Raw genomic sequence first — 13,243 nt, 5'->3', positions numbered from 1 at the left:
GCGGCTGACGCCCGTTCGTCGATCGAGACGTCTCCGCGCACCCCTCGTCAGCCCACCGGGCCGGGGGGTTCTTTCATGTCCGCCCCACCACCCCCAGGAGATCCCATGACCGGTCAGAGGATGACCGGCGCGCAGGCGCTGGTCGCATCGCTCGAGCACGCGGGTGCGGAGGTCGTCTTCGGCCTCCCGGGCGGGGCGATCCTCCCCACCTATGACCCGCTGCTGGACGCCCAGAGGCTGCGCCATGTGCTGGTCCGCCATGAGCAGGGTGCCGGGCACGCCGCCAGCGGGTACGCCCATGCGACGGGGAAGGTGGGCGTGTGCATGGCCACCTCCGGGCCCGGCGCCACGAACCTCATCACCCCCATCGCGGATGCCCAGATGGACTCGATCCCCCTGGTGGCGATCACCGGGCAGGTGGGGTCGACCTTCATCGGCACGGATGCCTTCCAGGAGGCCGACATCGTCGGCATGACCATGCCGGTCACCAAGCACAACTTCCTCGTGCGGCGGGCCGAGGACATCCCGATGGTGGTGAAGCAGGCCTTCCACATCGCCTCGACCGGTCGGCCGGGTGCGGTGCTGGTGGACGTCACCAAGGACGCCCAGCAGGCCATGACCGATTTCGCGTGGCCCGAGAGTCTGCATCTTCCCGGATACGAGACCGGGGCCCGCCCGGCGCGCAAGCAGGTGCGCGAGGCCGTGTCCCTGTTGCTGGAGTCCAAACGCCCGGTGTTCCTGCTGGGCGGCGGGGTGCTGCGCGGACGGGCGAGCGATGAGGTCCGCGAGCTCGTGGATCTCTCCGGCGCGCCGTTCGTCACCACCCTCATGGCGCGGGGCGCCCTGCCGGATTCCCATCCGCAGCACCTGGGGATGCCCGGCATGCACGGCACGGTGGCGGCGGTCTCCGCCCTGCAGCGGGCCGACCTGATCATCGCGATCGGCGCGCGCTTCGATGATCGCGTCACCGGCAAGCTCGACTCCTTCGCGCCCCATGCGGCGATCGTGCACGTCGACGTCGACGCGGCGGAGATCTCCAAGAACCGCACTGCCGACGTCCCCCTGGTCGGTGAGGCCCGAGACGCCGCGCGCTCCCTCACGGAGGAGCTGCGGGCGCGCCTGGCGGAGACCGACCCGCGCGACTACGAGGCGTGGTGGAACACGCTGGACATGCTGCGCGACACCTACCCGCTCGGGTGGACCGCCACCGCCGACGGCTTCACCGCCCCGCAGAAGGTCATCAGCCGGCTCGGGGAGATCGTCGGACCCGACGCCATCTACGTCTCCGGCGTCGGCCAGCACCAGATGTGGTCCAGCCAGTTCATCCGCTACGAGAAGCCCTACAGCTGGATCAACTCCGGGGGGCTGGGCACCATGGGCTACTCGGTGCCCGCCGCCATGGGGGCGAAGGTCGGCCGGCCCAACACCACCGTGTGGGCCATCGACGGCGACGGCTGCTTCCAGATGACCAACCAGGAGCTCGCCACCTGCGTGATCAACGAGATCCCGATCAAAGTGGCGCTGATCAACAACAGCTCCCTGGGCATGGTGCGGCAGTGGCAGAACCTGTTCTACGACCAGCGTTACTCGCACACCGAGCTCAACACCGGCCACGGGAGCCGCCGGGTCCCGGACTTCGTGAAGCTCGCCGAGGCGTACGGCTGCGCCGGCCTGCGCTGTGAGCGGGACGAGGACATCGACGCCTCCATCGAACGGGCCATGGAGATCGACGACCGCCCGGTGGTCGTGGACTTCCACGTGAGCGCCGACGCCATGGTGTGGCCGATGGTGCCCGCCGGCGTCTCCAATGACGAGATCCAGATCGCCCAGGGCATGAGCCCCGAGTGGGAGAGGGACATCTGAGCCATGAGCCACACCACCCCGCGCACCACCCAGACCCTGTCCGTGCTGGTGCAGAACACCCCCGGCGTGCTGACACGCGTCGCCGCCCTGTTCGCCCGCCGCGGCTACAACATCGCCTCCCTCGCAGTGGGACCCACCGAGCATCCGGAGATCTCCCGCATCACCGTGGTGGTCGACGTCGCCGAGCACCCGCTGGAGCAGATCACCCAGCAGCTCAACAAGCTGGTGAACGTGCTGAAGATCGTCCAGCTGGAGGAGCGGCAGTCGGTCTCCCGCGAACTCGTGCTGGTCAAGGTGCGGGCCGACAACACCACCCGCACCTCCGTGCTGGAGATCGTGCAGATGTTCCGGGCGAAGGTCGTCGATGCGGCGCCCGACGCCGTGACCATCGAGGCGACCGGCGGTCCCGACAAGCTCGAGGCCCTGCTGGGGATGCTCGAGCCCTTCGGCATCCGCGAGCTCGTGAAGTCCGGTGCGGTCGCCATCGGCCGCGGCGGTCGCTTGATCACGGACCGCGCTCTGCTGGCCGACAGCTGAGACCCACCCTGGTCCACGTCGTGGACCGTCCATCCAGAATGCAAGACACCCGGCGATAGGATCGACCCTATCGCCCCGCAGGGGCCGCCCCGCGGCGCCTGCCGACGAGACCCTCACCCACGAAGGAGCGCACCGACCATGGCAGAGATGTTCTACGACGACGATGCCGATCTCTCGATCATCCAGGGGAAGAAGGTCGCGATCGTCGGCTTCGGTTCCCAGGGCCATGCGCATGCCATGAACCTGCGCGACAGCGGCGTCGAGGTCGTCGTGGCGCTCAAGGACGGGTCGAAGAGCGCCCAGAAGGCCGCCGACGAGGGCTTCGAGGTGAAGAATGTCGCCGACGCCACCCAGTGGGCCGACGTCATCATGATCCTCGCCCCCGACCAGGTGCAGCGCACCATCTACACCGAGTCGATCCAGCCGCACCTCGCCGAGGGCAAGACCCTCGCCTTCGCGCACGGCTTCAACGTCCGCTTCGGCTACATCGAGGCCCCGACGACCGTCGACGTGATCCTGGTGGCGCCCAAGGCCCCCGGCCACACCGTCCGCCGCGAGTTCGTGGCCGGCCGCGGCATCCCGGACATCATCGCCGTGGAGAACGACGCCTCCGGCCAGGCCTGGGACCTTGCCCTCTCCTATGCCAAGGGCATCGGCGGCACCCGCGCGGGTGTCATCCGCACCACCTTCACCGAGGAGACCGAGACCGACCTCTTCGGCGAGCAGGCGGTGCTGTGCGGCGGCATGAGCCACCTGGTGCAGGCAGGCTTCGAGACCCTCACCGACGCCGGCTACCAGCCGGAGATCGCCTACTTCGAGGTGCTCCACGAGCTCAAGCTGATCGTCGACCTCATGATCGAGGGAGGCATCTCCAAGCAGCGCTGGTCGATCTCCGACACCGCCGAGTTCGGCGACTACGTCTCCGGGCCGCGCATCGTCACCGACCAGACGAAGCAGGCGATGAAGGAGGTGCTCTCCGACATCCAGGACGGCAGCTTCGCCCGTCGCTTCATCGAGGACCAGGACAAGGGCGGCGAGGAGTTCCAGAAGCTCCGCGAGGCCGAGGCCCAGCACCCGATCGAGACGGTCGGCAAGGATCTGCGCAAGATGTTCTCCTGGAACAAGGAGACCGTCGACGCCGATTACACCGAGGGCAGCGCCGCGCGTTGACCGCGGCCCCACCGCACGTCATCCCCCCCCCGGAGGAGGCACCGTGACCCGTCCCGTCGTCCTGCTTGCCGAGAAGCTGTCGCCCGCCACCGTCGAGGTGCTGGGTGACGGTGTCGATGTCCGATCCGTCGACGGCACCGATCGTCCCGCCCTCCTCGCCGCGGTGGCGGAGGCGGATGCCCTGCTCATCCGCTCCGCCACCACCGTGGACCAGGAGGTCTTCGACGCGGCGCCCCGGCTCAAGGTGGTGGCCCGCGCCGGGGTCGGGCTCGACAACGTCGACGTCCCCGCCGCCACCGCCGCCGGGGTGATGGTGATCAACGCCCCCACCTCGAACATCATCTCCGCGGCGGAGCTCGCGATCGCGCTGATTCTCGCCTCTTTGCGGAACATCGGCCGCGCCGATGCCTCCATGAAGGCCGGGAAGTGGGAGCGCTCGGCGCTGTCGGGCGTGGAGCTGCACGGCAAGACCGTCGGCATCGTCGGGTTCGGCCGCATCGGCCAGCTGGTGGCGGAACGTCTGCGTCCGTTCGGCGTGCATCTGCTGGCCTACGACCCGTACGTCAACCACGCGCGGGCCGCGGAGCTCGGCGCCCGGGTGGTGGACCTGCCGGAGCTCATGGCGCAGTCGGACATCGTCACCGTGCACATGCCGAAGACGCCCGAGACCACCGGGCTGATCAGCGCCGAGCAGTTCGCGCAGGCGAAGCCCGGGCTGCACGTCATCAACGCCGCCCGCGGTGGTCTGATCGACGAGACCGCCCTGTACGAGGCCCTGACCACCGGCCGGATCGCGGGCGCGGCCCTGGACGTCTACACCTCCGAGCCGCCGTCGGCTTCCGAGACCGCCTCCAAGCTGCTCTCCCTGCCGAACGTCACCCTCACCCCGCACCTGGGGGCGTCCACCGCGGAGGCCCAGGAGAAGGCCGGCATCGCGGTCGCGCAGTCGGTGCGGTTGGCCCTCGCCGGGGAACTCGTGCCCGACGCCGTGAACGTCGCCGGAGGGGCCATCCACAGCGAGGTGCGTCCGGGCATCGCCCTGGCCGACCGCCTGGGGCAGGTGTTCACGCAGCTCGCCGAGCGCAGCCCCGAGCACTTCGAGGTGATCGTCCACGGGGAGATCGCCTCACGTGACCTCTCCGCGGTGAAGCTCTCCGCCCTGCGGGGTCTGTTCCGCGACACCGCCGAGCAGGTCAGCTACGTCAACGCCCCGCTGCTGGCGACGGAGCGCGGAATCTCCGTGGAGCTCACCGCCGATGAGATCTCCGACCGCTTCCGCAACCTCATCCGCTTGCGCGGCGTGTTCCGCGACGGCAGCACCCTCACCGTGGCCGGGACCCTCACCGGTGTCGAGCAGGCGCACAAGCTGGTGGAGATCGACGGGTACCCCTTCGACATCGCGCTCAGCGACCACCTGCTCGTGATGCGCTACCACGACGGCCCCGGCATGATCGGCCGATACGGCGCCGCCCTGGGCGCCGAGGACATCAACATCGCCGGCATGCAGGTGTGCAGCCGCGGCGGGGAGGACCCGGTGGCCCTCACCGTGCTGAACCTCGACCACTCGATCCCCGAGGAGACCGCCCGCAGCGTCGGCCACCTCGTCGGCGCCATCAGCGCCCACGCCATCGACGTCACCTACTGAACCCCCGCACCGGCCCGACCGACGCCCCACCCGAAGGAGACACGCATGAGCAGCACGTTGCGCCTGGCCGTCATCGAGGGCGACGGCATCGGCCACGAGGTCGTCCCCGAGGGGCTGCGGGTCCTCAAGGCCGCGCTCGAGGGCAGCGGGGTCGCGGTGGAGACCACCCCCTTCGACCTCGGGGCCGGGCGCTGGCACCGCACCGGGGAGACCCTCACCGAGGACGACCTGCGACGCCTGGCCGAGCACGATGCGATCCTCCTGGGCGCCGTCGGTGACCCCGATGTGCCCTCCGGGTTGCTGGAGCGCGGGCTGCTGCTGCGGCTGCGCTTCGCCTTCGACCACTTCGTGAACCTGCGCCCCACCCGCCTGCTGCCGGGGGTGCCGTCCCCCTGGCCGAGCCCGGAGACGTCGATTTCCTGGTGGTCCGCGAGGGCACCGAGGGTCCGTACGTCGGCAACGGTGGGGCGCTGCGTCAGGGCACCCCCGAGGAGATCGCCACCGAGGTGTCGGTGAACACCGCCATGGGGGTGGAAAGGGTGGTGCGGTATGCCTTCGAGCAGGCACAGCGCCGCCGCCGCCACCTCACCCTGGTGCACAAGCACAACGTGCTGGTGCACGCCGGTCACCTGTATCGGCGGATCGTCGAGCAGGTGGGGGAGGAGTTCCCGGAGGTCCAGACCGCCTACTCCCACGTGGACGCCGCGATGATCCACCTGGTCACCGATCCCGGCCGGTACGACGTGATCGTCACCGACAACCTGTTCGGCGACATCGTCACCGACCTCGCGGCCGCGATCGGCGGCGGGATCGGCCTGGCGGCCTCCGGCAACATCAACCCCACCGGGCGCTACCCCTCCATGTTCGAGCCCGTGCACGGTTCCGCCCCGGACATCGCCGGGCAGGGGATCGCCGACCCCACGGCGACCGTGCTGTCCGTCGCGTTGATGCTGGAGCATCTCGGGCACGACGACGCGCCCGCCCGTATCCGGCGCGCCGTCGACACCGACCTCACCCGCCGCGCCGAGGACCCGGCCGCAGCCCGTCGCTCCACCCGCGAGATCGGCGAGGCCCTCGCCGACGCCGTCCGTGTCGGCTGACCCACCCGCTGGCCCGCCCCCTGATCCCGCGCCCGCCCCGACCCGACCATCCGCCCACCCCGAGGAGATGCCCATGACCGCGCTCGCCTTCCCCCGCACCGACGCCCCCCGTCGCACCAGCGACGACGAGCGCGCCCGCATCCTGCAGAATCCCGGGTTCGGATCCTCCTTCACCGATCACATGGCCGTCGCCCGCTGGACCTCCGAGAGCGGCTGGGGTGGCGACGGCATCGTCCCGTTCGGCCCCCTCACCCTCTCGCCCGCCAGCGCCGTGCTGCACTACGCGCAGGAGGTCTTCGAGGGCCTCAAGGCCTTCCGCCATGCCGACGGTTCCATCTGGAGCTTCCGACCGGAGAAGAATGCCGAGCGTCTGCAGCGCTCCGCCCGACGACTGGCCCTGCCCGAGCTCGACACCGAGAGCTTCCTCGCCTCCGTGCGGGAGCTCGTCGCCGCGGACGTCGACTGGGTGCCGGACCCGGCGGGGGAGCAGTCGCTGTACCTGCGGCCCTTCATGTACGCCTCCGAGGAGTTCCTCGGCGTGCGGGCGGCCCTGACCGTCGACTACTGCGTGATCGCCTCCCCGGCCGGGTCGTACTTCCCGCGCGGGGTGCAGCCGCTGGTGGTGTGGGTGACCGACACCTACGCCCGTGCCGGCGCCGGCGGCACCGGGGCGGCGAAGTGCGGCGGCAACTACGCCTCCTCCCTGGTGGGCAAGCAGGAGGCGGCCGAGCACGGCGCCGATGAGGTCATGTTCCTCGACTCCTCCACGCACACCGCGATCGAGGAGCTGTCCGGCATGAACGTGTTCGCGGTGACCGACGACGGTCGCCTGCTCACGCCCCGCCTGACCGGATCGATCCTTGAGGGCGTCACCCGCGCATCGATTCTGCGCCTGGCCACCGACCGCGGCCTCGAACCCGTCGAGGAGCGCCTGGAGCTCGCCCGGGTGCTGGAGGACGTGCGCGCGGGACGCATCCGGGAGATGTTCGCCTGCGGCACCGCCGCCGTCATCACCCCGATCGGTGAGTTCCGCACGAAGGACGGCACGTGGACCGTCGGCGACGGCGGCAGCGGGGAGCACACCATGGCCCTGCGAGAGCTGCTCACCGGCATCCAGTACGGCCGCGTCGAGGACCGTCACGGCTGGCTGACCCGCCTGGTCTGAGGCGGACCGGGTCCCGTCCCCCGGACCCGGCGGGCGGTGGGGAGTGACTCTCGTCTAGGGTGAGCGGCATGTCCACTCTCGTGCTCACCATCATCGGCACCGACCGTGAGGGCCTGCTCTCGGCCCTGTCCTCCGCTGTGCACGACCACGGCGGCAACTGGCTCCAGAGCGAACTGGCCCGCCTGGCCGGGAAGTTCGTCGGCATCGCGATCGTCGACGTCCCCGACCACGAGATCGCCGGGTTCTCCCAGTCCCTCGCCGGGCTGCGCGGGGAGATCGGCCTGCGGGTGGAGACGTCGATCCTCGACGAGGACGTCGACGCGACAGACTCCGAGGCCGACGGTCGTCAGCCGGTGGGCAGCCCGCTGCATCTGGAGCTCGTGGGCCTGGACCGTCCCGGGATGGTGCGCGAGGTGACCTCGGCGCTGGCCGCTCAGGGCGCCACCGTCGACGGTTTCCGGTCCTGGACCTCCCACGCCCCCGAGGGAGGCGGGCAGCTATTCCACGCCGTCGCCGACGTGCGGCTGCGGGAGGGCACCGATGACGCCGTGGTGCGGGAGGCGCTCGAGCGGATCGCGGACGAGCTCATGGTCGACCTCGAGCTCGACGCCCCCGGTATCGGCACTCAGGACCGGGGATCTGTGGACGGGTTGACACCCGGAGTGCGGTAAGCACTTGGTCTTGACAGTGCTGAAGCTGGGACAAACGTCCCGGCCGATCGCCGATACTCTTTCCATGGTGGGACACCCCGTTCCCGCTTATGCTGCACCGTGGAGAGATCCTTTATACCTGCTCACAGCGCTCCTCCCAACTCATCGACGCTCCCTGCGGGGGCGTTGAGGGCCCTCATCCTGGCCACTCTCGGATTCGGCTTGAACTTCTGGGCCTGGGCGCTCCTCAGCCCTCTGGGGCCTCGCTTCGTGGAGCAGAACATCATCCCCGGTGCTGCGTTGGTGGTGGCGATCCCCGTGTTGGTCGGCTCCCTGGGGCGCATTCCGATCGGGGCGCTGACCGATCGATTCGGCGGCCGGCTCATGTTCCCGATCGTCTCGCTGATCACCGTGATCCCGGTGCTGTTCCTAGGGTTCTTCGGACAGGGCAGCTACAGCACGCTGCTTCTCGGTGGATTCTTTCTGGGCATCGCCGGCACCACCTTCGCCATCGGCGTCCCGTATGTGAACTCGTGGTTCCCTCCAGCCCGTCGCGGCATGGCCACCGGCATCTATGGAATGGGAATGCGGGGGACCGCCATTAGCGCGTTCACCACGGTGCCGCTCGTTGAAAACGTCGGGTCTGCTGCTCCGTTCGTGCTGACTGCGGTGGCCCTGGTCGCCTACGCCGTGCTCGCATGGTTCCTGCTGCCGACGGCCCCGGACTGGACACCCGCTCGTCGCAACGTGGTCCAGCAATCGCTCGCGGTGATGCGTCTGAAGCTCACCTGGCAGGCTTGCTATCTGTACGCGTTGGCCTTCGGTGGTTACGTCGCGTTCTCGGTGTTCCTGCCGACGATGCTGCGCACCTGGTACGGCCTGGAGATCGGCGATGCTGCTCTGCGCATGGCCGGATTCGTGATCGTCGCAGTGATCATGCGACCGCTGGGAGGCATCTTCTCCGACCGCATCGGGCCCGCTCGGACGCTGCTCATCTCGTACACGGCGGTGGCGCTGGGTGCTGCCGTCCTCGCGTTCCAGCCGCCGCTCATGCCGATCGGAACGGCCGCGTTCATTCTCATGGCCGCGGGGCTCGGCCTGGGGTCTGGCGCGGTGTTTGCCCTGGTGGCGGCCACCACGGAGCCGTCGGTTGTGGGTTCGGTGACGGGATTCGTCGGCGCGGCCGGTGGCATCGGTGGCTTCGTCCCGCCGCTGGTGATGGCCGCGGTGCACCGCTCCACCGGGAGCTACTCGCTGGGAATCATCATGCTGCTGCTCGCCACTCTGGGCGCCATAGCGGTGACGCTGTGGGTTGCCAAGGGCGCTCGGTCAGCCGACACCGTTCACTGACACCACCGAAATTCGCGCTAGGAGAACATGATGACGACGACGTCCGATGATCGACCCGGCCTGGATGGGCCTCTCGCTGACGCGCTGATCGGTGCACGGCGCTTCTTCACCCGCTCAGAACGGATCAGTGACGACAATCGGGAGACCCATCGGGTGGGGGGTCGCCGCGGTGACTCCTTCTACCGGGAACGCTGGAGCCATGACAAGGTCGTGCGCTCGACGCACGGGGTGAACTGCACCGGATCATGTTCCTGGAAGGTGTACGTCAAAGACGGCGTGATCACCTGGGAGTCTCAGGAGACCGACTACCCATCCGCCGGGCCGGATCGCCCGGAGTATGAGCCGCGAGGCTGCCCCCGTGGCGCCTCGTTCTCCTGGTACACCTATTCGCCGACGCGCGTGCGCTACCCGTATGTGCGGTCCGAACTGCTGCGTATGTTCCGCGAGGAGAAGGCCGCAGCGCCCAATAATGACCCGGTCGAGGCCTGGCGCGCGATTGTCTCCTCGCCGGAGAAGGCTCGGCGCTACAAGTCGGCCCGAGGCAAGGGCGGCCTGGTCCGTGCGTCGTGGGACGAGGCCGTCGAAATGGTCGCTGCCGCGTACGTGCACACCGTCAAGGAATACGGGCCAGACCGCACCGTGGGGTTCTCGCCGATCCCGGCGATGAGCCAGGTGTCGTTTTCCTCAGGGGCGCGGTTCCATCAGCTGATCGGCGGCTCCATGCTGTCGTTCTACGACTGGTATGCCGATCTGCCGCCCGCCTCTCCGCAGGTATTCGGCGACCAGACGGACGTGCCGGAATCCGGGGACTGGTGGGATGCCTCCTACCTCATCATGTGGGGCTCTAACGTGCCGCTGACGCGGACTCCGGATGCCCACTGGATGGCGGAGGCGCGCTACCGCGGCCAGAAGGTCGTCTCCGTGGCCCCCGACTACGCGGAAAACGTCAAGTTCGCGGATGAGTGGCTTGCACCGAAGCCCGGCACCGACGCGGCACTCGCCTTGGCGATGGGGCACACGATCCTGCGGGAGTTCTATGTCGACTCGCCGACCCCGTCGTTCCTGTCGTATGCAACGCAGTACACTGATCTGCCGTTCCTGGTGGAACTCCAGCGACGGCCCGACGGTTCCCTGGTTCCGGGGAAGTTCGTCGTCGCAAGTGATCTTGGGCCCGTTGTGAGTACGGAGGCCGATACCGAGCACGCTGATTTCAAGCCGTTCGTCTTCGACGCTCGCACGCAGCGGCCCGTCGTCCCCAACGGGACTCTGGGACACCGGTATTCCGCCGATGGCGTCGGACGATGGAACTTGGATCTCGGCGAGATCGAACCGGCCCTGACCCTGCTGGGACTTCACGAGGATGTCGCCGAGGTGCTGCTGCCGCGGTTCGACACGGCGGGGCAGGGAGGCCGCGGCGATATCCCGCGCGGAGTTCCCGTACGGTCCGTGGGGGGACGGATCGTCACGACCGTCTTCGACCTCATGCTCGCCGAGTACGGCGTCGGACGTGCCGGACTTCCTGGGCAGTGGGCCACCGGTCTGGATGACGCGGATGCCCTCTACACCCCGGCATGGCAGGAGACCATCACCGGAGTTCCGGGCCAGGCGGCGGCTCGCATCGCCCGCGAATTCGCCCAGAACGCGATCGACTCCGGTGGCCGCTCCATGATCATCATGGGCGCTGGCACCAATCACTGGTTCCACTCGGACACGATCTACCGCTCCTTCCTCACCCTGACCAATCTGTGTGGGACCCAGGGGGTCAACGGTGGGGGATGGGCCCACTATGTGGGACAGGAGAAGGTGCGGCCGATCACCGGATGGCTCCACCTGGCCAACGCTCTGGACTGGAGCCGCCCACCGCGGCAGATGACGCAGACCACCTACTGGTACATGCACACCGACCAGTGGCGGTATGACCGGTTCGGTGCCGACACCCTTGCGGCGACGACGGGAAGCGGTGCCTTCGCCGGCACCGCCACCGCTGACGCGGTGGCGCTGTCGCAGCGTTTGGGCTGGCAGCCCTTCTTCCCGCAGTTCAACGTCAGTCCACTGACGGTGGCTGATCGCGCAGAGGCCGACGGCCGGGACACGATCCCCTGGCTGGTGGACGCTTTGAAGGACGGAACGATCCGGTTCGCTGCGGAAGATCCGGATGCGCCGGAAAACTTCCCCCGGATCTGGTCGATCTGGCGGGCGAACACCCTGGGTTCCTCGGCGAAGGGTGACCAGTACTTCTTCCGCCACCTGCTGGGTGTGGACAGTGCAGCCACCGAAGAGGAGACGCCACCGGAGTTCCGCCCCCGGGATGTGGTCTGGCGCGAGGAGGCCCCGATCGGCAAGGTCGATCTCGTCCTCACCCTCGACTTCCGAATGACCAGCCATACGCTGCACTCGGATGTCATCCTGCCTGCCGCCACGTGGTATGAGAAGCACGATCTCTCAACCACCGATATGCATCCGTTCATTCATTCGTTCAACCCCGCGATCTCGAACCCGTGGGAATCACGCACGGACTGGGAGACGTGGGCCGGGATCGCCAAGAAGTTCAGCGAACTCGCGGTCACGCATCTGGGCGTGCGGCGCGATGTGGTGGCGTTCCCGCTGCAGCATGACACCCCCGGGGAGCTCGCGACGCCCCACGGACGAGTCCGTGACTGGAAGAAGGGGGAGTGTGAGCCGGTTCCGGGCCTGACCATGCCGACGCTCGTGGAAGTCGAGCGTGACTACACGCAGATCCACGCGAAGTTCACCTCCGTCGGGCCCTTGCTCGAGAAGCTGGGTATGACCACCAAGGGCATCACGTACGACGTCGCGGAGTATGTGGAGAAGTTGGGACGGCTCAACGGGCTCGTGGCCGACGGGCCCACCGCCGGCCGGCCGCGGCTTGACACCGATCTGCGCGCTTGTGAGTTCATCCTGTCGCTGTCGGGCACCACGAACGGGCATATGGCGACTCAGGGCTTCAAGACCCTGGAGAAGCGGACCGGCATGCCCCTGCATGACCTTGCCGCGGAGAACGAGGGCAAGCAGATCCGCTTCTCGGACACCAAGGCCGCTCCGGTTCCGGTGATCACGAGCCCGGAGTGGTCCGGCTCGGAGACCGGTGGGCGTCGATACAGTCCCTTCACCATCAACGTCGAACGAAAAAAGCCCTGGCACACCCTGACCGGGCGTCAGCACTTCTACCTGGATCACGACTGGCTGCTGGAGATGGGGGAGGCGCTGCCGGTGTTCCGGCCGCCGTTGGATATGACCGCCCTATTCGGGGAGCGTCCACTGGGAGACACGGACGGGACGTCGATTTCGGTGCGCTACCTCACTCCGCATAACAAGTGGGCGATCCATTCCATGTACATGGAGAACTTCTTCATGATGAATCTGTCCCGTGGCGGACAGACCATCTGGATGAGCGTTGAGGACGCCGCCGCCGTAGGGATCACTGACAATGACTGGGTCGAGGCCGTCAACCGGAACGGCGTGGTCGCGGCCCGTGCGGTGGTCAGCCATCGTATGCCTCGAGGCACGGCATTCATGCATCACGCACAGGACCGAACCGTCAATGTTCCCCTCACGGAGCGCGACGGCATGCGAGGAGGCATCCACAACTCCCTCACGCGGATCATGCTCAAGCCATCCCATCTGATCGGTGGCTATGCCCAGCTGTCCTTTGCGTTCAACTAATACGGGCCGACTGGGAATCAGCGTGACGAGGTCACGGTGATCCGGAAGCGCACGACCCCGGTCGAGTACTGACGAGAAG

At 68.3% G+C, this 13,243-nt stretch carries 7 protein-coding genes and 2 pseudogenes; all 9 read left to right on the top strand.

The genetic code is table 11. The annotated features are described in order from the left end of the window. Positions 1-105: 105 nt before the first annotated feature. Positions 106-1,863, top strand: coding sequence for an acetolactate synthase large subunit (locus JSY14_RS02145; RefSeq protein WP_259557117.1), 1,758 nt, complete (start codon positions 106-108; stop codon positions 1,861-1,863). Between the two features lie 3 nt (positions 1,864-1,866). After that, on the top strand, positions 1,867-2,400 hold the full coding sequence (ilvN, locus tag JSY14_RS02140) for an acetolactate synthase small subunit (RefSeq protein ID WP_259557115.1): 534 nt from the start codon (positions 1,867-1,869) through the stop codon (positions 2,398-2,400). Between the two features lie 138 nt (positions 2,401-2,538). After that, positions 2,539-3,570 (top strand): ketol-acid reductoisomerase, encoded by a 1,032-nt coding sequence (ilvC, locus tag JSY14_RS02135; RefSeq protein ID WP_259557114.1) that lies wholly within the window; start codon positions 2,539-2,541, stop codon positions 3,568-3,570. Between the two features lie 43 nt (positions 3,571-3,613). Beyond that, positions 3,614-5,215, top strand: coding sequence for a phosphoglycerate dehydrogenase (gene serA, locus JSY14_RS02130; RefSeq protein ID WP_259557113.1), 1,602 nt, complete (start codon positions 3,614-3,616; stop codon positions 5,213-5,215). Positions 5,216-5,260: 45 nt separating this feature from the next. Continuing rightward, a pseudogene (locus JSY14_RS02125) lies at positions 5,261-6,315 on the top strand (3-isopropylmalate dehydrogenase). 73 nt (positions 6,316-6,388) lie between these two features. After that, entirely contained in the window at positions 6,389-7,480 is a 1,092-nt protein-coding gene (locus JSY14_RS02120) for a branched-chain amino acid aminotransferase (RefSeq protein WP_259557112.1), read from the top strand. A 68-nt stretch (positions 7,481-7,548) separates the two neighbouring features. Then, positions 7,549-8,151, top strand: coding sequence for a glycine cleavage system transcriptional repressor (locus JSY14_RS02115; protein WP_259557111.1), 603 nt, complete (start codon positions 7,549-7,551; stop codon positions 8,149-8,151). Between the two features lie 99 nt (positions 8,152-8,250). Next, entirely contained in the window at positions 8,251-9,480 is a 1,230-nt protein-coding gene (locus tag JSY14_RS02110) for a nitrate/nitrite transporter (protein WP_259557110.1), read from the top strand. Between the two features lie 30 nt (positions 9,481-9,510). After that, positions 9,511-13,236 (top strand): annotated as a pseudogene (locus JSY14_RS02105) (nitrate reductase subunit alpha). Positions 13,237-13,243: the final 7 nt, after the last annotated feature.

The organism is Brachybacterium sillae, assembly GCF_025028335.1.
GTDB classification, from domain to species: domain Bacteria; phylum Actinomycetota; class Actinomycetes; order Actinomycetales; family Dermabacteraceae; genus Brachybacterium; species Brachybacterium sillae.
The sequence above is the reverse complement of the archived record's forward strand: the minus strand, read 5'-3'. Positions and strand labels throughout refer to the sequence as shown.

Coding starts and splice junctions, on each gene's coding strand:
- JSY14_RS02145 (WP_259557117.1), top strand. CDS start 106: ATGACCGGTCAGAGGATGACCGGCGCGCAGGCGCTGGTCGCATCGCTC.
- ilvN (WP_259557115.1), top strand. CDS start 1,867: ATGAGCCACACCACCCCGCGCACCACCCAGACCCTGTCCGTGCTGGTG.
- ilvC (WP_259557114.1), top strand. CDS start 2,539: ATGGCAGAGATGTTCTACGACGACGATGCCGATCTCTCGATCATCCAG.
- JSY14_RS02120 (WP_259557112.1), top strand. CDS start 6,389: ATGACCGCGCTCGCCTTCCCCCGCACCGACGCCCCCCGTCGCACCAGC.
- JSY14_RS02115 (WP_259557111.1), top strand. CDS start 7,549: ATGTCCACTCTCGTGCTCACCATCATCGGCACCGACCGTGAGGGCCTG.